Annotated in this window: 19 protein-coding genes and 1 riboswitch; of the genes, 12 read left to right on the forward strand and 7 right to left on the reverse strand. The window is 37.3% G+C overall.

What is annotated here, in order from left to right; all coding sequences use genetic code 11:
* The first annotated feature begins 10 nt into the window (after positions 1–10).
* From H3T48_RS07505 to H3T48_RS07530, 6 genes are all read left to right on the forward strand, one after another.
* Entirely contained in the window at positions 11–808 is a 798-nt protein-coding gene (locus H3T48_RS07505; RefSeq protein ID WP_122034045.1) for an MBL fold metallo-hydrolase, read from the forward strand.
* Positions 809–865: 57 nt separating this feature from the next.
* On the forward strand, positions 866–2,080 hold the full coding sequence (locus tag H3T48_RS07510) for a S1C family serine protease (RefSeq protein WP_109715008.1): 1,215 nt from the start codon (positions 866–868) through the stop codon (positions 2,078–2,080).
* Between the two features lie 490 nt (positions 2,081–2,570).
* On the forward strand, positions 2,571–3,050 hold the full coding sequence (gene rlmH, locus H3T48_RS07515) for a 23S rRNA (pseudouridine(1915)-N(3))-methyltransferase RlmH (protein ID WP_198189051.1): 480 nt from the start codon (positions 2,571–2,573) through the stop codon (positions 3,048–3,050).
* A 130-nt stretch (positions 3,051–3,180) separates the two neighbouring features.
* Positions 3,181–4,593, forward strand: coding sequence for a sucrose-6-phosphate hydrolase (locus tag H3T48_RS07520; RefSeq protein WP_198189052.1), 1,413 nt, complete (start codon positions 3,181–3,183; stop codon positions 4,591–4,593).
* Between the two features lie 249 nt (positions 4,594–4,842).
* The gene (locus tag H3T48_RS07525) at positions 4,843–6,441 is read left to right on the forward strand and encodes an ABC transporter ATP-binding protein (RefSeq protein WP_198189053.1); all 1,599 of its coding nucleotides are present in this window, start codon (positions 4,843–4,845) and stop codon (positions 6,439–6,441) included.
* The gene (locus H3T48_RS07530) at positions 6,431–8,011 is read left to right on the forward strand and encodes an ABC transporter ATP-binding protein (protein ID WP_198189054.1); all 1,581 of its coding nucleotides are present in this window, start codon (positions 6,431–6,433) and stop codon (positions 8,009–8,011) included. Before H3T48_RS07525 ends, H3T48_RS07530 begins: the two co-directional genes overlap by 11 nt.
* A 42-nt stretch (positions 8,012–8,053) precedes the next feature.
* Here the strand turns inward: H3T48_RS07530 and H3T48_RS07535 are convergent, their stop codons facing one another.
* On the reverse strand, positions 8,054–8,707 hold the full coding sequence (locus tag H3T48_RS07535; RefSeq protein WP_109715012.1) for an energy-coupling factor transporter transmembrane protein EcfT: 654 nt from the start codon (positions 8,705–8,707) through the stop codon (positions 8,054–8,056).
* Between the two features lie 8 nt (positions 8,708–8,715).
* The gene (locus H3T48_RS07540) at positions 8,716–10,071 is read right to left on the reverse strand and encodes an ATP-binding cassette domain-containing protein (protein ID WP_198189055.1); all 1,356 of its coding nucleotides are present in this window, start codon (positions 10,069–10,071) and stop codon (positions 8,716–8,718) included.
* 47 nt (positions 10,072–10,118) lie between these two features.
* A riboswitch (TPP riboswitch) is annotated at positions 10,119–10,210 on the reverse strand.
* A gap of 165 nt (positions 10,211–10,375) precedes the next feature.
* Between H3T48_RS07540 and H3T48_RS07545 the strand changes: the two genes are divergently transcribed.
* Complete coding sequence (locus tag H3T48_RS07545) at positions 10,376–11,314, forward strand: AraC family transcriptional regulator (protein ID WP_198189056.1); 939 nt, start codon at positions 10,376–10,378, stop codon at positions 11,312–11,314.
* Positions 11,315–11,366: 52 nt separating this feature from the next.
* Here H3T48_RS07545 and htpX read toward each other — a convergent pair whose 3' ends face one another.
* The 3 genes from htpX to H3T48_RS07560 form a co-directional block, all read right to left on the reverse strand.
* Entirely contained in the window at positions 11,367–12,260 is an 894-nt protein-coding gene (gene htpX / locus H3T48_RS07550) for a zinc metalloprotease HtpX (protein ID WP_122034052.1), read from the reverse strand.
* An 11-nt stretch (positions 12,261–12,271) separates the two neighbouring features.
* A complete protein-coding gene (locus tag H3T48_RS07555) occupies positions 12,272–12,841 on the reverse strand; it encodes a LemA family protein (protein ID WP_046305843.1) in 570 nt (189 codons plus the stop codon).
* A 112-nt stretch (positions 12,842–12,953) separates the two neighbouring features.
* Positions 12,954–14,054, reverse strand: a complete 1,101-nt coding sequence (locus H3T48_RS07560; protein ID WP_188348696.1) for an SLC13 family permease — start codon at positions 14,052–14,054, stop codon at positions 12,954–12,956.
* Between the two features lie 191 nt (positions 14,055–14,245).
* Here H3T48_RS07560 and H3T48_RS07565 point away from each other — a divergent pair, with 191 nt between their 5' ends.
* From H3T48_RS07565 to H3T48_RS07580, 4 genes are all read left to right on the forward strand, one after another.
* A complete protein-coding gene (locus H3T48_RS07565) occupies positions 14,246–14,608 on the forward strand; it encodes an iron-sulfur cluster biosynthesis family protein (protein ID WP_046305846.1) in 363 nt (120 codons plus the stop codon).
* Between the two features lie 190 nt (positions 14,609–14,798).
* Positions 14,799–14,939, forward strand: a complete 141-nt coding sequence (locus tag H3T48_RS07570; RefSeq protein ID WP_090094091.1) for a hypothetical protein — start codon at positions 14,799–14,801, stop codon at positions 14,937–14,939.
* Positions 14,940–15,049: 110 nt separating this feature from the next.
* Entirely contained in the window at positions 15,050–15,976 is a 927-nt protein-coding gene (locus H3T48_RS07575) for an HNH endonuclease signature motif containing protein (RefSeq protein ID WP_198189057.1), read from the forward strand.
* 41 nt (positions 15,977–16,017) lie between these two features.
* Positions 16,018–17,958, forward strand: coding sequence for a BspA family leucine-rich repeat surface protein (locus H3T48_RS07580; protein WP_198189058.1), 1,941 nt, complete (start codon positions 16,018–16,020; stop codon positions 17,956–17,958).
* Between the two features lie 69 nt (positions 17,959–18,027).
* On the opposite strand, the gene H3T48_RS07585 is transcribed toward H3T48_RS07580, so the two are convergent.
* Positions 18,028–19,551 (reverse strand): SLAP domain-containing protein, encoded by a 1,524-nt coding sequence (locus tag H3T48_RS07585; protein ID WP_198189059.1) that lies wholly within the window; start codon positions 19,549–19,551, stop codon positions 18,028–18,030.
* 180 nt (positions 19,552–19,731) lie between these two features.
* Here H3T48_RS07585 and H3T48_RS07590 point away from each other — a divergent pair, with 180 nt between their 5' ends.
* Positions 19,732–21,567, forward strand: a complete 1,836-nt coding sequence (locus H3T48_RS07590) for a BspA family leucine-rich repeat surface protein (protein ID WP_198189060.1) — start codon at positions 19,732–19,734, stop codon at positions 21,565–21,567.
* A gap of 64 nt (positions 21,568–21,631) precedes the next feature.
* Here the strand turns inward: H3T48_RS07590 and H3T48_RS07595 are convergent, their stop codons facing one another.
* Positions 21,632–23,155, reverse strand: a complete 1,524-nt coding sequence (locus tag H3T48_RS07595) for an SLAP domain-containing protein (RefSeq protein WP_198189061.1) — start codon at positions 23,153–23,155, stop codon at positions 21,632–21,634.
* Positions 23,156–23,285: the final 130 nt, after the last annotated feature.

A 23,285-nucleotide genomic window follows, 5' to 3' on the forward strand; every position in this document is an offset into this window, starting at 1 on the left:
GAAAAAACGTGTGCGCGTTTCTGTTTTAGCTAGCGGTTCAACAGGCAATACCAGCCTGATTGAAACACCACAGCATAAAGTTTTAATGGATGCAGGCTTGTCAGGAAAAAAGATTGCATCACTGCTGGCAGATGTTGGAGTTGATATCAAAGAGATCGATATGGTTTTTTTGAGTCACGATCATTCAGATCATAGCAAGGGCTTAGGTGTCTTAATGAGACGCTATCCCCAAATTGCTGCTTTTTCTAATAGTGGAACTTGGTCATATTTGACTGAGTCACAAAAAATTGGTCAAATTCCGGTCGAACAAATAAATGTTATTGAGCCGGGGCAAACAAAAACGTTTGGCGACCTTGATGTAACTGCATTTGCAACTAGTCATGATGCCGCTGAACCACAGTATTATGTTTTTACTAGTGGTGGCAAAAGAATGGCTTTTTTAACAGATACGGGTTATGTTTCTAGTAAGGTGAAGGATGTCATTTCCGACGCTGATGCATATATGATGGAATTCAACTACGATGATATGATGCTACGTAATGGACCATATTCTTGGAATTTAAAGCAGCGTATTTTGTCTGATGTTGGTCACTTGTCGAATGAGGATGCTGCCATGGCGCTCTTAGATGTTGTTTCAAATAAGACAAAGCGTATTTACATGGCACACCGTAGTCAACATAACAACACAGCCAAGCTAGCATATGATGCTGCTAAGCAGGTTTTAATAAATGGCGATGCTCCTTTGCCGTCCGATGTGCAGCTCATCATGACTGACGCGGATAAACCGACGAATTTAGAACAAATTTAAGGTTATTGAATAACAATTTTCAGTATACTAGATTAAATACTTAAAGGAGATTAAAAAATGGACAATCGAAACCCTAGACATAGACAAAATGGTTTAGTTAAGACGGCTATCGTTGGCGTTGTTGCGGGACTAATTGGTGGTGGAGCTTCATACTTTGCCATTGATCAGATGAATAATGCTAATTTAAATAGCAATGATGCACAAACAAGTATTACTTCTAGTAGTTCAAAGACTTCAAAAAATAGTGCTAAAACAAGTGGCACAATGACTCCTGCATATAATGATGTTAAAGGAGCTGTTGTTTCTGTCATTAACTTAAAGCGCCAATCAAGTAGTAGCAGTAACTCAATTTTTGATATTTTTGGCGATGACCAAGATGACGGTAAAAAAGAGCGTGGCAAGCTCCAAACCTATAGTGAAGGTTCCGGCGTTATTTACATGAAAACGGGGAATAAAGGCTATATCGTCACTAACAACCACGTTGTTTCAGGTAGTGACAAGGTAAAGGTAATGCTGTCTAATGGTAAAACAGTAGACGCGCGAATTGTTGGAACTGATGCCACAACTGACTTGGCAGTTTTAGCAATCGATGCCGGCTACGTCACCCAGACAGCTGAATTTGGCGATTCTAAGACCCTTCAGGCTGGACAAACGGTTATTGCAGTTGGATCACCGCTTGGCAGTGAATACGCCTCAACGGTTACGCAAGGAATCATTTCAGCGCCTGCACGTAGCATTACAACCTCTTCTGCTAACCAACAAACAGTTATTCAAACGGATGCCGCAATCAACCCAGGTAATTCAGGTGGTGCGCTAGTTAACTCTGCTGGGCAAGTGATTGGGATTAACTCAATGAAACTTTCGCAATCAAGTGATGGTACTTCAGTTGAAGGAATGGGATTTGCAATTCCTTCAAACGAAGTAGTCAACATTGTTAACCAACTTGTTAAAAAGGGTAAGATCGTTAGACCACAACTTGGCGTTAAGGTCATTGCTCTTCAAGGAATACCTTCAAGTTATCGCAAACATCTCAATATTAAGTCCAATTTAAAGGACGGAATATATGTCGCAACTGTGAATAAGAATAGCTCTGCCGCACATGCAGGAATTAAAGTTGGCGATGTAATAATTAAGGTTGACAACAAAACAGTCTCAGATGTGGCATCGTTACACACCATTTTGTATAATCACAAAATTGGTGATACGGTAACTTTAACCGTTAACCGTGGTGGAAAAGAAATTAATTTACGTGCAAAACTTGAATCCAACTAGTTTTGAGAATATTCATTAATTAGAGATAAAAAAGGCTATATTAAGCGATTTTAATTGCTGGTATAGCCTTTTTGCTAACAAAATAATTGCGAAACACTAAATAGTTCGATTTTCTAGGCTGTCAAGAAAAAACTATTTTGCAAAAGCTTGTTGATAACTGTGGAAAACTTTGTGGATTGTGCATAAATATGGGGTAATAGTTGTAAGACCACTGTGCATAACCTGTGACTTGTGTGTAAACAATAACACTAAGTAGTTAAAACAAACAACTGTTCAAACCGGTGCAACAACGATTAGAGCCTAAAGTTTGTGAATAATAATTATCAAAAGGCAAAATGTGGGTAAATTTGACAAACCAGGCCAAATTTTTTTAAGTAGCACTAGGTATCGGTCCCTTTTGCAAGAGAGGCACAAAATATAGAAAAAGTTTATTCACAGGTGTGGAAAAACTAGGTGGAAACAATGCGAATTAGGGGATAAAATAGGAATCATGAATATTAAGATTGTATGCGTAGGCAAATTAAAGGAAAAGTATTTCAAGGACGCAATTGCGGAATATCAAAAAAGACTGAGTCGCTTTGCAAAAATAGAAATTGTGCAGGTCCCAGACGAGAAGGCACCTGAGAAGCTTAGTGAGGCACAACAGGAGCAAGTCAAGGAGCTTGAAGGTAACAGAATTTTAAGCAAAATAAAGGAGCGTGAGTACGTTTATGTAACTGCAATTAAGGGTAAGGAACGTACTAGTGAGGACTTTGCAAAAGAACTGAGTGACTTGGCTCTTTATGGTCATTCGGACGTAACTTTTGTAATTGGTGGCAGTCTTGGAACAAGTCAGGCTGTGAATAAGCGTGCGGATGATTTGATTAGCTTTGGCAAATTAACTCTGCCGCACCAGCTAATGCGCGTCGTGCTGATTGAGCAAATTTACCGCGGGTTTATGATTAATAATGGCAGTCCTTATCATAAGTAGTATTAGCTGAGTTAGGGATATTGCTACGTTAAAAGGGAACAAATTATTTTGTTCTCTTTTTATTTGTTTAATTAATAAAGTTCTGCTTTAATGACGGTGAATGAATTTATTCGGTTGAAAGGAGTAAATGATGAAAAAAGCAGTCCAAGTAACAAACGAGCGTTATCGCTTAAATTATCACATTTCAACGCCTGCAGGTTGGTTGAATGATCCAAATGGCTTTTCTTATTTTAAGGGCTACTATCATATTTTTTATCAATATCATCCTTACTCAGCTGAATGGGGACCAATGCACTGGGGACACTATCGCAGTAAGGACTTAGTGCATTGGGAAGAATTACCAATTGCGCTTGCTCCTGACAGCGAACCAGACTGTGACGGCTGCTATTCAGGAAGTGCAATCGAAAAAGATGGTCGTCTCTTTCTTATTTATACCGGAAATCGCTACTGTGACAATAAGCATGAGCAATTCTGTCAAACGCAAAATGTGGCCTTTAGTGAAGACGGTGTGCATTTTAAAAAGTATGACCATAACCCGGTTATTGAGTCTGCTCCTGTTGATAACTCGGCATACTTTCGTGACCCTAAAGTGTGGCGCCATAACGACAAATTTTATTTGGTAATAGGAAGTCAAAGTAAAGAAGGACTGGGACGAGTCTTGACCTACCAGTCAAATGACTTATACCACTGGCAATATTTAGGGCCAATCGCTGAAGCCACAAATGTTGCTGAAGAAGGATATATGTGGGAGTGCCCTGACCTCTTTTCTTTAAATGGTAAGGATATTTTGCTTTGCTCACCACAAGGCATCGAGTCAGCCGGTAAAAAGTACTTAAATTGCCACCAAACAGGTTATTTTGTTGGCCAGATGGATTATCAAAATAATCGCTTTGAACATGGCTGCTTTACCGAACTAGATCATGGACATGATTTTTATGCTGCACAAACAATGCGCACGCCAGATAACAGGCAAATTTTATTTGGCTGGATGGACATGTGGCATTCAAACTTTCCCGAGCAAGCAGACGGGTGGTCAGGAGCATTAACTTTGCCGCGTGAACTGAAGTTAAAAGATAATCGCTTGCTGATGACACCGGTGGAAGAACTAATAGCATTGCGGCAGAAAAAAGAAGTGGACCAGAAACTTGCTGTGGAAAATGAACAGATCAATGTTTTTGACGCCCAACATGTAGAACTACTGTTAAACTTTTCATTAGAAAATTGGAAAGGTAAGCAGCTAGTATTTACTTTGAAAGAAAGCGCGGGCAACATCTTAACGCTCACTTTTAATAGTGCTACAAATGAAGTCGTTATAAAGCGCAGCGATAAAGAGCCCAATGACGCTAAGCGCTTTGGCCAGGTGAATACAAGTGATGAACTTAAACTCCGCATTTTTATCGATACAAGCTCGGTTGAGTTCTTTATAAATGATGGGGAATTAGTCTTTTCAGAACGCTACTATACTAAGAATGAACCAAGGATAGTTTTAACTGCAGATAAGCCAGTTATGACTCAAATAACTGCGTATAATTTAAGCAAATAGTATTAAGCTTATTGGTCTAAAAATTGAATCAACAATATTGATGATTATTTACTAAGGCTTGGTGTCGATACTCAATCGGCATCAGGCCTTTTAGTGTAGCCTTAATTCAGGTGCAATTTCTCAGGGTAGCATGATGGAATATTGTTGCGTTTAAAAAATAAGTAGCCAAGAACTATTTACAAACAGCAGATTCTTCTATAGTATTATTTTTATTTAATAAATATTTAATTTTATTAGGAAGGCAACACAATGACGTTATCAGGACTGATTAAAGTCAATAATAAGCGCGCTCTTTGTGTGATTTTGCTGTACTTCGTATACGCTGTTACTGGAACGCTTGATCTATATATTTATCAATACGCCATCAACAACTTGGGAAGTGGTAACCTAGGCGGCTTTATTTACTGGCAGGTAATTGAACTAATTCCTACTATTTCTGGCTTTTTTATTTTGCCAATCGCTACTTATTTATTTAATAAACAAATTCAAGAATATGTAGATGAAATAAGAACCAAAATGGTTAAGCACTTTTATGTAACCAACAATTTGACTACCGCGGAGATGCAAAACCAGTTACAAAGTAACCTTGATTTACTAACCAGTAAATATGCACTACCTTGGATTGAGATTTTGAGTAATCTATTCATTATTTTAATGTCGGTGGGAGCACTCTTTGACCTTAACTGGATTTTTGCCATAGTGACGGCTTTCTTCATTGTTCTTGACTTATATTTGCCTAAGGTTATGGCAAAGCGAACTGCTAAAGCAAATATGCAAGTCTCCCAACAAAACGGAAAACTTTTGACCGTAATCGGCGATTGGATTGCTGGTTTAAATGAATTGCGACGGTATAATTCGTGGTCAATGTTAAACAGGAAGCTGAGCAAATATTCAGACAAATTAGAGAAGTCTAAGGTGAAACGGACCGAAGTAGAAATGTACTCTAGTGCAATAAATGGTGTTGGCAATACAGTTGGTCAAATCTCAATTGCTTTTCTGGCGGGTGTTTTGTTTTTTGCTGGGTATATCAAAATTGGTGCAGTGCTGTCGTCTACAGCCTTTGCATACAATGTTTTTTCTGCAGTTATGGCCATCACGGCTGCTACAGTCAAAATTAGATCCACGCTGAGCGTCAATCATCAGACTAAGCAATTGACCGAAAAAGTGCAGAGCAAACCCGTTTCAAACAGTTCGATTAATAAAATTGAAATCCACGATTTGGTGCTGAAATATGGGTCAAAAAAGGAGCTTCAATATCCTGACTTTGTTATCAACAAGGGTGAAAAAGTTTTGCTAACCGGTGATAGTGGCACCGGTAAGTCCAGCTTGTTTAAAGCAATTTTAGGTGAAATTAAACCGTATCACGGTGAAATTATTTTTAAAACGGAAGAAGGCAAGCAATTTTCACCTGCTCCAAATGAAATTGGCTATTTAGCACAAGATTCCAAAGTATTTCCTGGTACGATTGCTGACAATATTACGATGTTCAAAAAGCAACTTTTAGATCAGGTACCAGGCGTTCTTAACAAAGTTCAACTAACATCAAATGTGGCCCGTTTTCCGCTAGGGATCAATACTGAAGTTGACTTAGATCAAGGCAACCTTTCTGGTGGTCAACGGCAAAAAATTATTTTGGCAAGGGAAGAAATCTTTAAAAATGACATTGTTCTGTTAGATGAGGCTACGAGTGCAATTGATAGTGCTGCTACAGAGAAAATCATGCACGAGCTGACTACTTCTGACAAAACGATTGTAGTAATTGCTCATAATTTGAACGATAAAGTTAAGGCAATGTTTGATAAAGAAATTAAATTAGTAAGCAACAAAGAGGAAAAAGATGAATTTTAAAACATTTTATCGGACGAATCGCTTACGGGTGTGGGTAATTGCCTTTTCAAGTCTAATGCAGCCCTTTGTCTTAATTGCTGCTGCTTACCTTAATATGTTGGAAATTAACACTTTACGAGACCATAATAAAAAGGCTTGGCTAATAATCGTGCTTGCCTCATTACTGGGCTACTTGCTCTCCAACTTTTTTGATATGGTGTCCAACTATCTACTAGCTACTCATATTAGGGAATTTAATCAGCAATTAAGGGGCAAGATTCTTAGACATCTTTATGATGAAAAAAGAACTTATCAAGTCGCTGAAGTTGAGAATCAACTGACAAATGATTTGAACATGGTAAATGATCAGTACTTTAACTTGCTACCAACTATCTGTAATTTTCTTGGCTATATTATTTTTTCCGTAATTGCATTGTTGACGATTAATTGGACGCTGTTAGTGATAACCCTACTAACAGTCTTATGCTCAATATTTTTGCCTAAACTAATTGATAAGCCAATTCAAAGGGCAATGGAGAATGTGTCGCTTAAAAATAGTCAATATTTAGATTTGATTGAAAAATGGCTCAGTGGAATTACCGAATTGCAACGTTATGCAGCGGGCGAACACTTAATGAAGGTGTTGCATGTAGGTGCAAAAAAGTTGGAGGATGCAAAACTAAACCAAACTGCGAAACAACAAGTTTTATCAATTATTACTGGTAGTATTTCGCAAATAATGATTTTTGCCTTATTTGTATGGACAGGGGTGCTAATTAAAGGTCATATGGCTCCTTTCGGTGCGATTGCCGTTATCGGTAATTTTAGTACTTATATGTCTATTGGGATTGAATATTTGCCATTTTATCTAGGCTTAATTAAGGGCACTAGTTCATTGAGAGACAAGATTACCGCGGAAACTTTACCTGTAAGAGAGCATAGTGAAACTGAAATCCATGAAAGTCCCTACGCCTTCAGGACAAAGGACTTAGCAGTGAAATTTCAAAATGGTGAAACCCTAAAGTTTCCAGATATTGAGGTCAAGTATGGTGAGAAGATTTTACTTACTGGTGATAGTGGAGCAGGTAAATCAACTTTATTTAAATTGATTTTAAACTTTCTTGCGCCTAGCTCTGGGCAACTTGAGTTTATGAATCAAGCAGGTGAAATTATTGAACCTGATCTTACTAAGATTGGTTATATTGCACAGGATCCTATTTTGTTCCCAAGCACTGTTAAAAGTAATATTACAATGTTTAACGATCAGCTGGATGGTCTGGCTGAAATAGTAGGTCAAAATATGGGTCTCACTGATACATCATCTTTTGCACAAGGTCTTAATACTGAAATTAATCTACAAAAGCTGAATATTTCCGGTGGTCAAAGACAAAAAATCATTTTGGCACGTGCACAGGTCCATGATAGTAATATTTTATTAATTGACGAGGGAACCAGCGCGATTGATCAAACAGCAACACTGGAAATCTTGCAACAACTACTGCAGAAGCCTAACACCGTTGTTTTCATTGCACATAACTTCAATGAACGCATGAATAGCATGTTTGATCGAGAAATTCATTTGAGTAAATAAAAATAGTTCCAAAAAGTATTAACTTGATGGAACTATTTTTTGTTACTTTAAGGTAAACAGTGCAAGGTTGACTAATATTAAGATGACGCCACTCCATAGCCAATCACTGGTTTTAAGTGGCACGGCAACAATCACCGAGCGTTTCGCACCTTCGACGTAGCCATGAGATTCCATTCCTTGCGCCAGATTTTCAGCTGAATTCAGCGCTACCAAGATGGCTTTGAAGTATAAAACTGGTGACCAAAAACTGAGGTAAACTCCGCGCATCATTCCAGCAATGCGAATTTGCTTAACTGCTCGCTTCATTTGGGGAATGATATTTAATGCGGCCAAGACGCCATAAGCAAACTTACTTGGTAAATGAAAATTCTGTTCGAGTGAACGGGCTAATTCTTCTGCAGTTGTTTTGATCGATACGCAACAGATTGTTAGTGTGTAGACATAAATACGGCTAGATAGACTGAGTGCATTTTCGAGGTTAGGCTGCGGGGCAAACCAGTAAAGAGTCGCAAAAATGGTGAATGCCGCAATTAATGGCGTAAGCAGGGTGAACAATAGACTTTTAAATTTGATTTTTTGCGTAAGTAAATAGACAACAGCAAAAACAATTACCAATAAGTTGGTTGTTAAACTAGTTTTAAGCGATAACTCAATTGAAATGATTAGTGCTAAAAGAAATTTGAAACTAGGATTCATCTTTTACCTCACTTATTACTGTACGTTAAATAATGATTACTAAAAATTAAATGGTAGTCACACCAGTCGGCAAGATTAGTTAATTCATGACTGATAATAAGCAACGTTTGGTGTCGCTGTTTCTGACTCTCATGCAATAAGTTCATGACCTTTTGTGCCGATTCATGATCTAAGCCACTCAATGGCTCATCAATCAGTAACACTTTTTGGCTGGAAATTAACATTAATAAAATCTGCAACTTCTTTTGTTGACCGCCTGAAAGAGAATAGACAACTTGATCTTTGGTTTGACTTAAGTCGAGATAATCCAACATCTCGGCTATTTTTTCTTTTGTAAAGTAGCTGTCTTTTGCTTGCTTCAGACTGAGCTTGATTTCGTCTTCAACCGAAACGGCAATAAATTGGTCAGTTGCGGTTTGAAAAATTTGCCCAACTTCCAGTAAGTATTTTCTTGTCGTCTGGTTACGGATTTCCCGCTTGTCGTAGGTAATACTTCCTCTGTACGGGAGCATTTTAGTCAGAACATTAAATAATGAAGTCTTGCCAACACCGTTGGCACCGGTAATTAGTGTTGTTTTGCCAGCAATGATGTTTAGATGGTCTTGCTTTAACAGAATACGATTTTGTTCAACTTGAGCATTAGTTAAAACAAAACATGGAGTTTCATTTTCAGGAAGGGCAAAAGTATAAGTGTGTTCCTGTTGACTATCATGCAATAGTTCATTTTTACTTGCTTCATCTAGCAGCGTGACATTATCACGTTTAAATTGAAACAAGTAGTCACAAATGTTTTCATAGCCAGTCAAAACATGGTCAGTTAAAATAATCGTTTTTCCTTTATCCCTTAAATGCGCCAATTTAGTAATTAAAAATTGACGTGCTTCAGGATCGCAGCTAGCAAACGGCTCATCAAGTAAAAACAAATCAACATCCATTGCGACTAAGACAGCTAGTGCAACTCGTTGTTGCTCACCACCCGATAGTGTCGTTATTTTCTGATCCAGTAACTGTTCAATTTGCGTAAACTTGGTTGCATCGTTAAGTCGCTCTAGATATTGATCACTACTTAGTTGTAAATTTTCGAGAGCGAAAATTATTTCTTCTCGTGGAGTTGCCATAGTAAACTGCTCACCGGCATTTTGAAACATCATCGCGGAACGTAATCCATCTAGTTCAACTGTTCCACTAACTTTACCAGCATATTTAGGATAAAGGCCGGCTAAAATTTTTAACAAAGTGGACTTACCACAGCCAGTAGGCCCAATGAGTAGCGAAAATTTGCTAGTTGGAATTTCGAGTGTAATGTTATTAAGTATTTTCTGTTGCTCGTCGTATGAAAATGAGAGCTGGTTTGTTCTGATCAATTTTTCTTACCAAGATAAATAAAAAGCCATTGAACAATGATGTTCAACGGCGCAAAATAATTAGTTTCCCTTCGCTGGCATTGTCCAAAGCAGGTTCAATGGGTATATTCTCAGCCTAACGGCACCCCTTTAGTATATTCATGATTATTATACAAAAAGAACCTAGTACTTGTCTAGATTGCATCAAGAAGTGAAAAAAGCATACGGGTTTTTGTTAAAAATGATAGCTCAAGTCCAACTTAGGGTTAAAAATTACGATATAATAAAATTATGAAAAAAAGATACTAATAGGCGGGTGATAACTATGGCAACGGTGAAACAGGAACAGTATTTAACAAGTGTAATTGATGCAACTACTTCTGATTCCAATGAAATAAGATTGAGTCCAGGCAGTAATGACTTTGACTTGTTTACAATTAACCTCGAAAATCATAACGGCGGGGTCCATCGTTATCAAACAACAGGACTAACGATTCTTTATGAAGCTGTTGGGACTACAAAAACCAAAATTAACGGTCAGGCGTTCACGATTTCTGCTGGTAATATTATTCTTTTGCAAAAAAAGAGTGAATATGAAGTGGAAAAGCAGGGCAAAAAAGATTTACTAGTTAAAATAGAACTTAGTCAAAGGCTGTCCGAACAATTTACTTTAAAAAAGAAACAGTACTTTAGTGAACAAGAAAAAGCTGTAATTGATCACATCAGTAAGCTAATGACAACAAACAGACTATTAAATTTAAACTGTTCAGCAATGTCGAGCTCTGCACAAATAATGAAAAAGATTATCGATGAATATCTTAATCAGAATCTTTTTGTTGAAAACATGGTGCTTGCCGAGCTTAGTATCTTATTTGTAGCAGCACTTAGAAACAAGGACTTTGAAAAGGCGCCGACTGCTGCACCTAAATTTGCACAAACAGCCTTGGAACAATACATTGATGAGAACTTTGCCGATGTTACTTTGAATGAAGCGGCCAAGCATTTTGGGTTGAATCCGAATTACTTTTCGACCTTGGTTAAGCAGAAGACTGGTAAAAGTTTTGTCGAGCACGTTGACGAGAGACGAATGCAGGAAGCGCGCAATTTACTTGCCCGTCCCGACATTTCAGTCAAGGAAATTATTACTAGAGTGGGTTATAATGGGAAATCATTCTTTTATAAAAAGTTCGGTGAGTACTATCATGAAACGCCTGTTCAAATGCGGGCTGAACTGTTTAGACAGGCCAATATTAATCTGAAATAAAATGAGCAAAAAATGCACCCCTATTAAGGGATGCATTTTTTAATAACTAAAATTACATTTTTTCTAACCGCTCAATTCGGTCCTTTGTAGGTGGATGACTATCAAATAAATGTGTAGTACCCCTTTTATGAAGTGGGTTTTCGATGTACATTCCTGCGCTACTTGGATCTGCTTGTTTCATTGGATCGGAACCATCAATTTTTTCCAAAGCAGATATTAATCCTTGCGGATTACGTGTTAATTCGACTGAGGAAGCATCTGCTAAGTATTCGCGATTACGCGATAATGCCATTTGCGCAAGACTAGCACAAAGTGGTCCCAAAATAAGAACAAAGACAATCGCAACAATTTTAAAAACCATTACAATAGCGTTGTTACTATCATTGTCACTATCACGATCATCATCAATCCACCAGATATAGCGGCTGGCAATACCAGATAAATATGAAATAACACCTACTAAAACAGCGGCAATGGTTGAAACTAAAATATCATAGTTTCTAATGTGAGAGATTTCGTGTCCTAAAACGCCTTCGAGTTCTTCACGATTCATCATGTCGAGGAGTCCTTGTGTAACTGCCACCGCTGAATGCTCAGGGTCCCGCCCTGTTGCAAAGGCATTTGGACTAGCATCATTAATGATGAAAACACGCGGCATCGGAACTTTACCAACAAGAGCCATGTCTTGAACAACATGCCATAACTCGGGATTGTCGGCTTCATGAACTTCTTGGGCATGATTCAAGCTCATTACTAAGTTAGCTGGATTGGGCAAAACTATTAGTAAATAGATTGCACAAGCAACAAGGGCAATAATCAGCCCCAAGATTGGATTGTCCGCAAAAAGATAGCCGAATCCAACGCCAGCAAGAGCTAAAATGAGCGTAAACACCACCATGATGCCAGCTGTTTTTCGTTTATTACGAGCAATTTGTTGAAATAACATGAGATTAGTATCTAAAATTTAACCTTAGGAACTTCTTTTTCAGCTTCGGCTGTCTGCAAGTAATCAACCTTTTTGAAGCCGTGGATTCCAGCAACAATATTTGAAGGGAAGGTTAATAGCTTTTGATCGTAAAGAGCAGCAGATGAGTTGTAAAGCTGTCTTGAATAAGCAATTTTGTTTTCAGTGTTAGTTAATTCTTCTTGCAATTTAGCAAAGTTTTGGTTTGCTTTTAAGTCAGGATAGTTTTCTGATAAAGCAAAAATAGTTTTTAAGCTATCTGAAAGCTGATTCGATACCTTTAAAGTTTCAGCGTGATCATCACTAGGAATGTTAGTTAATTGATTACGCAGTTGAACTACCTTTTCTAGTGTCTCACTTTCATGCTTAGCATAACCTTTGGTGGTTTCAACTAAGTTAGGAATTAAGTCGTTACGACGCTTTAGCTGAACATCAATTTGACTCCAAGCTTCGTCAGTATATACTTTGGCTTTTTGCAAGCCATTGTAGATAGCGATATAAATTGCCAATATTAATACGACAATAATTACTGCTATCCAAATTGTTAAGGTAAGATTAGACATTGTTTTTCCTCCTAGAATAATATTAGTTAATTATAACTGATAACTGTGCACTTGAATATAAAAAAAGGCTTTACACAGCGTTTACTGGTAAAACCTAATAAATAATTAACTTTTAAACTAGGAGCAGTACCCAGCCAATTAAAGTCAAAATAAGCAAACCGGCGAACTGCATCACAATCCATTTTTTGAAAAATTCACCGCGTGAAACTGAGGCATTTTGTGTAAAGGTCTTGAGTACTAGCATGTTAGCCATTGAGCCAATTGGTGAGCCAAAGCCACCGATATTAGAGCCTAGAAACAGTGCCTTGGCGTGAGTGGTGAACTTACCGACTAAGATAGTTGCAGGTACGTTACTGATGACTTGGCTTGAGAGGATGGAAGTAAAGTAGGTAGAAGTTTCAGAATTCACCGTTGCGTGAATTAAACTAACGACGATTGGAATCTGTTGGATATCACTAATGAAAATAAAAAAGCAGGTAAAAGTTAGTAATAGTGCGTAATCCACTTTTAGTAAAATTTTGGGATTAATTAGTAGAGCCAAGATAATCGCAACAATCATTGGAATTACTACATTGATAACTTTAAAGACACCCAAAAAGAACAGAGCGAAAACTGCGGTAGTGATAACAGTTGGTCGTACACTAATATCAATTTGTTTAATATCTTGAACTGGAATCTTGGTGCGCGGAATAAAGTGAAAGATAATGAATGCGATCACCAAAGCAGAAAGTAGTAATGGCAATGACCACGAGAAAAACTCAAGCGCATTAACAGAGTACTTGCTGACAAGAAAAATGTTGTGTGGATTACCCCATGGCGTAAACGCGGCGCCGATATTTGCGCCCATGCCAATTAACGTAACCGGCAAAATTTGTGGTAAATCGCATCTTTTGGCAATATTTAAATATAGTGGAATCAAGGTAAGAGCAGTTATGTCATTACCTAAGAACATTCCAGAGATGATTGCTAATAAGGTGAACAAGATATTCAATTTCTGCATGTTATCAGCAATACTAGTCAATTTATAGGCTAAAACATCAAGAACATGCAAGTAAGCATAGATTTGAATGATAGTTAGCATTGCAGCTACAGAAAAAATCGTATGTAAATTAATGTCTTCGAGACGTGGTCTAGCGAAAAAAAGGCTTATCAGTGTCACCACTGCAGTAATTTGCAAAATGCGGTCACTAAAAACTTTTTTTAAGACGGTCATAAAATGTCCCCTTTCACACATTACAATCATCCAAAGTCAATAAGTCTATTTTGAGCTTTTTTTTCTGTGTTCGCAATATATATTTTTGGCTAGCAAAAAGGCTGCAAGATTAATAAACATAATTTTTGACTTCACAACTTACTATACCCTATACTTAGGGAAACAGACAAAGATTAGGGGGTAATTTTATTATGAGTAATTCAGAAACTGTTAAAGTAAATATCAAACCTGAAGCTGCAGATAAGATTAAGGGCCAAGTTAAAGATGGCCAGGTAGTTTTGTTATCACTGAATGATGGTTCTAATAAATATTCTGACGTTGGTGGTACATGCACCGTTGGTTCAAGTTTCCAATTTGTGATTTTGGATCAAAAAGACCCTGACTTTACAATTGAAGTTGAGAACAATGCAGGCCTTGATTTATATACTAGTCCTGCTGAAATGCAATACTTAGGTAACGACTTAGTTGTTGATGAAAAGAATGCAGCAATGAGTCTTGCAGACGATGGCGGCGTGATTGACGGTGCTGTCACAGTTAATGAATATAATAAATAGAAATAGTAACAACTAATACGCTAAAACTTTTTAATTAAATGCAAAAAGACAGTCTAATTTAGATTGTCTTTTTGTTTTTGTGAAAAAATAAATGGTAATAAGTTACTTTTAAAGAAGCATCCTTGCCTGCTTGAGCCTTACGTGGTAAACTAAATGAGATTTTCGAAAATCTGAAAGGAAGTATAGTACTATGCGTAAAGGTGAAAATTACAACACTGGTTGTGAACCAAACCAAAGACCTAAGAACAAGAAAAACGGTAAGAAGCGTGTTGCTCACGTAGCAGCAGTTGTTGCTTTCTTGAACAAGGCCAAAGCAGACGAAAACAAATAGTCTGAAATAAAAACGATAAAGGCGGATCAATTGTGATCCGCTTTTTTTCTTACCATAATTTGGGGTAAAATTGACTTAAGAAGCATTTAGCCAAAAGGAGCAGTGGTAAAGTGAAATTTCAATGCAGTGCATGCGGATTGCGCATCAATTCAAGACACTTTAAACAAGCGGGGTTAATGAATCCACAATTGACCAGCATTTGTGATATCTGTATTCAAAGTGGAAAAGAACCAGCGGACTTTGCCAATATGGCGGTTGCAATCTTTGCCCAAGGACTGCTCTATACTTTTATTGGCAAAAATGAAACAACGAAAGATGATGAAGAGGCCGCTTTTTTGGTCACCAAAAAAGATCAGCGAAAACGTTATGAGGCCTTTATCCAAGATTACGATGGAAATGAGTTGGCCCAACAGCAGCTTAAACGAACCGAGTTTAATCAAGCAATAATTGACAGTGAAACAGGAAAAAGCGACTTTCTTCCCAAGCTTGAATTAACCTTTGCCGAAAACCTTGAAAAAATGGGCTTGAGTGTTGATTTTAAACTTAATGAAGTCGACTATATTGATCGTGAGCGTATTCGGGCCAAGTACCATTACCGCTGCCAATACTGTGGCCGAAGGGGACGCAGTGTTGATCATAAGGATCCCGTTTCACTTTCACACAATAATGACCTCGATAATTTGATTTTATCTTGTCAGGAATGCAATCGAATTAAGTCTAATATGCCTTATGAATTGTTTGTTAAGCTGAACAGCCAGATTCCCCAAGTCAACCAGAAGCTGGTAAAGTATGAAAATGCATTGGCAACACTTAAAGGAGAGTTTGAACAAAAAAGACGTGAATTAGCGGCAAAAATGCATCTTAAGGGTGTGGTCAATGATCCAGAACTAAATCAGATGCGTAAGCAAAATAAAAAGTTACAGGATGCAATTGATAGCCTGGATAGTGACTATAACGAGTTGCGTTCTTTACGTGAACAGCACTTTATGACGGGCTGGAAATTAGCCCAGGAAGAGGAAAAAGACGATATCATTTGATTTTAAAGGACTAAAATAAGTTGTAAGAGGAGGAATAAAATATGAAATTTCAAAAAGTAAGACGAACTAATCTACCAAAAATAGGCATTGGTGTAGCTTTGACACTCTTAGGAGTGACGAGTGGAAGCGGCCTTACCTCGCATGTTTTTGCGGCCGCTACTGTACCTGCTGCAAATGATAAAACCGATAGCACACAACTGGCTAACACAAATACTGCTAATACTCAGCTGGGCTTTTGGACAGGTACAGATGGAGATTGCACGTGGAAATATGATGTTCTTACTAATACATTGACTATTAGTGGTGCTAAAGGTGCACAGCTTTCCAGCACACCTTTTACTAAAGAGCTCAGTTTGGCGGGAAATATTAAACACATCTCTTTTGAAAATCCGGTACAGCTGGCACCTGATTCAAAAGAAAAATTTGCTCAATTAAGTTCACTACAAGATATCAAAGGCCTAGACAAAGTTGATACTAGTAAAGTAACTAATATGTCAAAGCTCTTTTTAAGCGATTCGAACTTAACGGATCTTGATGTCAGTCACTTTGACACTAGCCAGGTAACTGATATGAGCCAAATGTTTTTTGGTCTAGGAGCGCCCGAACTAGATGTCAGTCACTTTGATACCAAAAATGTAGTGAACATGAATAGCATGTTTGAATCCGCAAAGGCCAACCAGTTGGATTTGAAGAATTTCAATACATCCAAAGTAACCGATATGGGAAATATGTTTAACAATACTGTTGTTAATCAATTGGACTTAGACCACTTTGATACCAGTAACGTAACTAACATGGCCAAAATGTTTGCGGATGCTAAAGTTACACAACTTAATCTTAAAAACTTTAACACGCAGAAAGTGACAGATATGAGTGGGATGTTTGCAAATGACAGCCTAACTGATTTAGACTTGAGTAATTTTGATACTCACAATGTTACTAAAATGAACGGCATGTTTGAGAAGCTTAAAAAAGTAACCAGTCTTGATTTAAGCCATTTCGACACCCAAAATGTAACAACAATGGCGTATATGTTTGCTGACTCATCTGATTTAGTAAAGGTAAATACCACTGGCTGGGATACACGTAACTTAACAGACACTCAGTATATGTTTAAAAATATGAATAGCCTAACAGATTTCGACTTGGGCAATTTGAATACCGGTAAGGTTGAGGATATGACAGGCATGTTTTCCGGCTTTAACCATCTTGATCAACTGGACTTAAGTAAATTGGACACCCGCAATGTCATTTATATGGTTGGTATGTTTGAAAAAGTTGCAAACGTTAAGAAAATTGATGTTAGTCACTTTGATGTTCGCAAAGTTACGCGTACTTTCAATATGTTCAGAAATTGTACAGCTTTATCGGAAATAAACTTGAAGGGATGGAACCCCAAGAGTTTGACGGATATGGGAAACATGTTTAGAAACGATAAAAATTTAGTTAATGTCGATTTGGGCAAGCTGAACACTAAAAATCTTTACAGCACGATTGACCTATTCAGAAATGATACCAAATTGGAAACTGTAGACTTACGCGGCTGGAAAACGAGTAAAGTTGTTGAAACTGCTAGAATGTTTATGGATTGTCCTAATCTAACATACGTTAACTTACGTGGATGGAAAATGTCCAAGCTAGATGATTCAACGCAAATGTTCTATCATGATAAAAAGCTGACTGGCGTTGATCTTAGTCATTTTAATATTCATAACAGTCAAATATTACTACAAGCTGGCAATCCTGAAGGTTTTGCAGTCAAGTTAGGACACTACAAGTTGCGCAAGAGTTCGGGAGTGGGTAAAGGCTTTAAGCATATTCAAGCTGTTGGCAAAGGAACAATTAGAAACCCTAAGGGCAAAAAGTATACTGCAAAGCAGCTACAAAAACTTTATAGTCATTCTGCCAAGAAGAGTCCTAAAGAAACCTATGTCATGTATAATGGCAAAAAACCGCAACTGCCAAAATTATTTCATTTTTAATTTTTAGCAAAATAAAAGGATTAGCTCATTTCTGAACTAATCCTTTTTAGTTTGTCTTTCTAGCAAACTTTAACTAAAATCTTCGAAGTATAAAGTTTTTATCTGTGTTTTAGTGGTTTCTAATAGCCAAAGTGCTTCGTCTACCTGTGCCAATGTTGCTTTAGTTGACCTTAAAACAACAGCTGCGTTGACTAAAGCATAGTCATAACCAAGTGCAAGCCCAGCATGGCGGCTACTGCCAGTATCATTTTGCTGCTCAGAATCAAAGGCTTTCTGTAGTTGTGCTTTATCGTTGTCAGTTGCTATTTTTTGTTTCTGTTCAGCTTCTAATGGAGTATTTAAAGGCGAAAGTTTTATACCGTCATAAAAGTTTACATCGCTTGCTTTGACGAAACTGTTAACGGAAATTATTTTTTCAGTCGTAGATAAACTATTCTCATTGGTCTTTTCATCATCTGTAGGACTGCTTAATTGCGTTCCGTCATTATTGTTGAGGTCTTTTCTGTTAAAGCTGCGGCTTAGAAGGTGGTAATACAATTCAGCTTTGTTTTCAGCCTTATTCCAAATATAGAATAAGCCATCAACATTGAAAGCAGACAGCTCTGCAGTATTAAAACTAACCCCAATAGGATTGCCTGTGACATCATACAGCTTAACATTTGTAGAAGTTTTTGCTTTGACGAAACTACAGACTTGAGCAAGGTAATCGGAAGTAGGTAAGTAGTTTCTCAAACTGATATAATTTTCATATATGTATTCGTTAGGATGATCATGCAGGCGGAAAATATAGCCTTCAAAATCTTCGGCCCAAGGCCTAACAGCTAAATCAACTTTTATTTTCTGGCCCTTTTTTAAAATACGTTTTGTTTTCTGATTTTTGATAGTTTGAGTTGCTGTCGTTTCTAAGACGGTGGCTGTTGTGACACCATTATAAATCAGGGGGTAACCATCAAGACTTGTCACATTATTGGCTTTGATATAATGGTTTTGTCCGATTGCATAATAATTTTTGCCCTTAATTTTAGTAAGTGGAAGATAGAAATAATGCTCATTGTCATCTGATTTATAATACTTACTATAATAGTATTTTGGCTTTGATTTGGCCTCTTTAACTGCGCCTTGATACTTAACAATGGCTCGTTTAGGTAAAGTATAACCGCTCTTATTACCGGCTTTAGTGTATACGGCTGATTTTTGATTTAAAACCAATTTGCCTTTTTTGCTATTTTTACCGTTGACTTCTTTGATATCAGCCATACTAATGTAGCAATCACTACCAATATTATAGAATTTTTGACCATTAATTATTTTGGTGTCGTAGTATTGCATAACATCTGCATTAAATCTTGGAATATACTTATAGCCATTGACATCATCGTCAGCATAAGGCAGATATTTGTTCTTATTTTTAATTTTATGCCCATATTTATTATAGAGATGGGCATCGTAGATTAACGTGATTTTCCCCTTTGCGGCCACTTTACTGCTTTTAGCAGCGGCAACTATTTGCGTTTGGCTAAAATTAGTTAGAAATGGAGTGGTAACTAAAATCAAAGCAGTCATAGCCAATTCAATCTTTTTTGTTAGTTTCATGATTTATCTCCTTATTAATCCTTTCTATTAAATTTATTATAACTTAATATAGAGGTAGAATAATACCTGTCTTACAGTAAAAGAATAACAGTCTGGCAAAGTTTAACTTAAGTTTTAAATTATTAATTAGTTTTAAATAAAATACCCTTATAATTAGAGTAAGAGAAAAGAGGCGTCAAGATGAAATTACCCAATTTAGTCAAAAAGACAGGGATAGGCATTGCAGCAATGGCATTAGGTTTAGTCGTAACGATGCAAACCAATTTAACTGTAGCTGCTGCAGCAGAGACTCCTACTGTTGTCCCAATTAGTGCGACTGACTTGCCATCTGATGCCGGTCTTTGGACTGGCACTGATGGTGGCTGCACATTAAAATATGACATTATTAGCAGAACCCTGCGGATTAGTGGTCCGCAAAAGAGCAGTCAATTATCAAGCACACCGTTTTTAGAGCAGTTTAACTGGTCTGGCAATATTGAGCATATTGTATTTGAAACGCCGGTTAAAATGGCTCCGAATTCGGCAGAAAAGTTTGCCGGTCTTGAGCATTTGGAGGATATTACGGGCCTCGATAAAGTTGATACTAGTCAGGTGACAAATATGTCTTTGCTTTTTGTCAATGACAAAGCCCTAACTAAAGCTGATGTTAGTCACTTTGATACCAGTCAAGTGACTAGCATGGAACGAATGTTTGACAACACAGCATTAACAGAAGTAGATTTGAGCAGTTTTAATACAAGTAAAGTCACAAATATGAGTGGTATGTTTAGAAACAGCCTGATGAAACATCTTAATCTGAAAAGTTTTGATACCAGCCAAGTGACCGATATGGGAGAGATGTTTGCGGATAGCGAGGTGATAGAACTTGATCTAGCTAATTTTGATACCAGTAATGTCACTAACATGGCTGGTATGTTTGCTGAAGTAAAAGTTCCTGAACTAAATCTTAAGCACTTTAACACTAGTAAAGTTAAAAATATGTCTAGAATGTTTTTCAGTACCGAAAATCTGTCAAGTCTTGATCTGAGTAGTTTTGATATCAGTCAAGTGACTGATATGGAGAGAATGTTTTCGGGTAGTGCCATCAATCATCTGGATTTAGCTAATTGGAACACCAAAAACGTCACTAGCATGAAAAGTATGTTTCAAGGGTGTTCTGACTTAACTAAACTTGACTTAAGTGGCTTTAATACTGGTAATGTTACAGATATGTCGGGAATGTTTGCAAAATTCGCTCATTTAGATCAGCTAAATTTCAGTCACTTTGATACTAGTAAAGTTAAAGATATGGAAAAAATGTTTGCAGACAATCCAGCTGTTACTAGTTTGGATTTAAGTAGTTTTGATACCAGTAGCGTTACTAATATGATCTCGCTGTTTTCTGGAGACAGCTCTTTGACCAAACTCAATTTAACGGGTTGGAACACTAAGAACGTTCGCTGGATGAATTCAATGTTCAGTGGCGACAGCAGTCTAAAAGACATTGACTTGAGACACTTTAATACTACCAACGTTACTGATATGCTTAGAATGTTTAAGGGCGCAAAAAGTCTTGAGCAGCTTGACCTGCATACTTGGGATACACGCCAAGTTACCAGAGTTAGCCAAATGTTTATGGACTGTGATAATCTTGTTTTTGTTGATCTGCGTGGCTGGCGGTTACCAAAAATGTATGATTCAACGGAAATGTTTGCTAATGATCAAAAGCTCGCTGGAGTTGATTTAAGCCATTTTAATATCCATAATAGTCAGATTTTGAAAAATGCTGGTAATTCAAAAGGCTTTGTTGTCAAGCTCGGGCATTATCGCATACGTAAGAGTTCAGGAGTAGGTCAAGGATTTAAACATATTCAAGCTGTTGGCAAAGGTACAATTACTAAGCCTAAGGGCAAAAAGTATACTGCAAAGCAGCTACTTAAACTGTATAACCATTCGGCTAAAAAGAGCCCTAAAGAAACTTATGTCATGTATAATGGCAAAAAGCCCCAGCTGCCTAAAGGGTTCAAGCTTAAATAGATAAGACAAAAAAGGCTAGTTCGTTTTTTAATTACGAATTAGTCTTTTTGTTTATGTTAAAAAATTAATCACCCGGCGGAGTAGACATAGTTGTCAGCTGCTTTTTAGCGGTTTTAACATACCAGACAGCCTCATCTACCTGTGTGACAGTTGCCTTATCAGACCTTAACATAGCAGAAGCGTTTCTTAAGGCACAATCATAATTAGACATAAGATCATGATAAGCGCTATTTTGTGCTAGATTTTTTCCTTCATTAAAAAGTGTGAGCAGTTCCTGTTTGTCAGCTCCTGTCGCAATCTTTTGCCCATTTTCAGCCTGCGCAATTGTATTCAGGGCTTTAAGCTTTAACCCGCTGATGTATCTCACATCGTTCACCTTAATAAAGTTATTGCCATAGATTAGTGCTTGCTTTTTTGCAGGGTAAGTTGGCTCTGAATTTGGCACCGGGTTTGGTTGGTTGGCATCAATCACACTAGCGTCACTGTAATTTAAACAATGATAAAACAGTTCCGCCTTATTTTCCTCGGGTACCCAGAGATACATTAAGCCATCAACTTTCAGATTACTGTATTGTGGCTTTATAATGCGTTTACCAATTGTCTTGCCAGCTGTGTCATAAAGTTCAGCGCTGTTGTCTGTCACTGGCGTAACGTAAGTATAAACTAAGTCGCGATAGTCAATGATAGGCAAATTCTTTTTCAATTTAACATCGTTCTCATCAACATATTCATCCGGATAGTCGTGCAGTCTGTAAAGATAACCCTCAAAGCCATCATTTTGGTAAGGAATAACAATTAAATCGAGTTTAATTTTCTGTCCTTTTTTCAGTTTACGTTTAACGGCAGAATAATTTACCGTTATGCTGGCGGTGTTCTTAAGAACAGTCGCTGACGAAACACCGTTGTAGCGAGCAATGTGACCATTAATGTAGCCGACGTTAGCTGCTTTAATGTAACTATTATGTCCTAAAGAGTAAAAATATTTTCCTTTTATTTTGTGGGTAGATACGTATTTAGGCTGGAAGTACCTTGCGACATCCTTAAGATAGTAAAAATATTTGGGTGTTTTAGTAGCAGTCTTAGCTTTTCCCTGGTACTTGACAACTGTATTAGTTCTTAGTTTCTTTCCCGTTGTTTTGCCAGTCTTGGTGTAAATCAGTGCATCGTGTTTGATAGTCAATTTACCTTGTGTGATATTGCGCCCATTGACTTTTAAAACATTAGCACTATTAATGTAATAGTTATGCCCTAAGTAGTAAAATTTTTGTCCGTTAATTTTTTTAGTGCCGTAGTAGGGATAACTGGTTCTACTGTCATCATCATAAACTATCATTTCTGTAGTTAAATAGCCTTTGGGATCAGCGCTAAAGCCGTTAGGAATGTTATAGCTATGTGTACCCCGATTTTGCTTCAATTTTATTTTATGGCCTGACGGGTTGTAAACATAATCGCTCTCAAGCAGCGTGACTTTTCCTTTGATTTTCTGAGCTGCTTCTACTGTTTGGGGGTTAGCGGTATATGGCAAAAATAGAGTGGTGGATAGGGCCAGGGCTGTTAAGCCAATGCCAACTTTCTTGAAAAATTTCATTTTATGACCTCACAAAAAATCTCTTAAGTTAATATCATTGTACCCTAAACTGATATTTAAAATGGTTTTATTATATAAATTACCTAAACTTTTGCGTGGCTTTCAATATTTTCGCGTGATTTAGTTAGTT

Origin of the sequence: Lactobacillus sp. M0403 (genome assembly GCF_016101265.1) — a bacterium.
GTDB lineage: Bacteria > Bacillota > Bacilli > Lactobacillales > Lactobacillaceae > Lactobacillus > Lactobacillus apis.

Bases quoted from the DNA above. Each gene is read 5' to 3' on its own strand.
- H3T48_RS07510 (WP_109715008.1), top strand. From the start codon at position 866: ATGGACAATCGAAACCCTAGACATAGACAAAATGGTTTAGTTAAGACG.
- rlmH (WP_198189051.1), top strand. From the start codon at position 2,571: ATGAATATTAAGATTGTATGCGTAGGCAAATTAAAGGAAAAGTATTTC.
- H3T48_RS07520 (WP_198189052.1), top strand. From the start codon at position 3,181: ATGAAAAAAGCAGTCCAAGTAACAAACGAGCGTTATCGCTTAAATTAT.
- H3T48_RS07525 (WP_198189053.1), top strand. From the start codon at position 4,843: ATGACGTTATCAGGACTGATTAAAGTCAATAATAAGCGCGCTCTTTGT.
- H3T48_RS07530 (WP_198189054.1), top strand. From the start codon at position 6,431: ATGAATTTTAAAACATTTTATCGGACGAATCGCTTACGGGTGTGGGTA.
- H3T48_RS07535 (WP_109715012.1), bottom strand. From the start codon at position 8,707: ATGAATCCTAGTTTCAAATTTCTTTTAGCACTAATCATTTCAATTGAG.
- H3T48_RS07545 (WP_198189056.1), top strand. From the start codon at position 10,376: ATGGCAACGGTGAAACAGGAACAGTATTTAACAAGTGTAATTGATGCA.
- htpX (WP_122034052.1), bottom strand. From the start codon at position 12,260: ATGTTATTTCAACAAATTGCTCGTAATAAACGAAAAACAGCTGGCATC.
- H3T48_RS07555 (WP_046305843.1), bottom strand. From the start codon at position 12,841: ATGTCTAATCTTACCTTAACAATTTGGATAGCAGTAATTATTGTCGTA.
- H3T48_RS07560 (WP_188348696.1), bottom strand. From the start codon at position 14,054: ATGACCGTCTTAAAAAAAGTTTTTAGTGACCGCATTTTGCAAATTACT.
- H3T48_RS07565 (WP_046305846.1), top strand. From the start codon at position 14,246: ATGAGTAATTCAGAAACTGTTAAAGTAAATATCAAACCTGAAGCTGCA.
- H3T48_RS07570 (WP_090094091.1), top strand. From the start codon at position 14,799: ATGCGTAAAGGTGAAAATTACAACACTGGTTGTGAACCAAACCAAAGA.
- H3T48_RS07580 (WP_198189058.1), top strand. From the start codon at position 16,018: ATGAAATTTCAAAAAGTAAGACGAACTAATCTACCAAAAATAGGCATT.
- H3T48_RS07585 (WP_198189059.1), bottom strand. From the start codon at position 19,551: ATGAAACTAACAAAAAAGATTGAATTGGCTATGACTGCTTTGATTTTA.
- H3T48_RS07590 (WP_198189060.1), top strand. From the start codon at position 19,732: ATGAAATTACCCAATTTAGTCAAAAAGACAGGGATAGGCATTGCAGCA.
- H3T48_RS07595 (WP_198189061.1), bottom strand. From the start codon at position 23,155: ATGAAATTTTTCAAGAAAGTTGGCATTGGCTTAACAGCCCTGGCCCTA.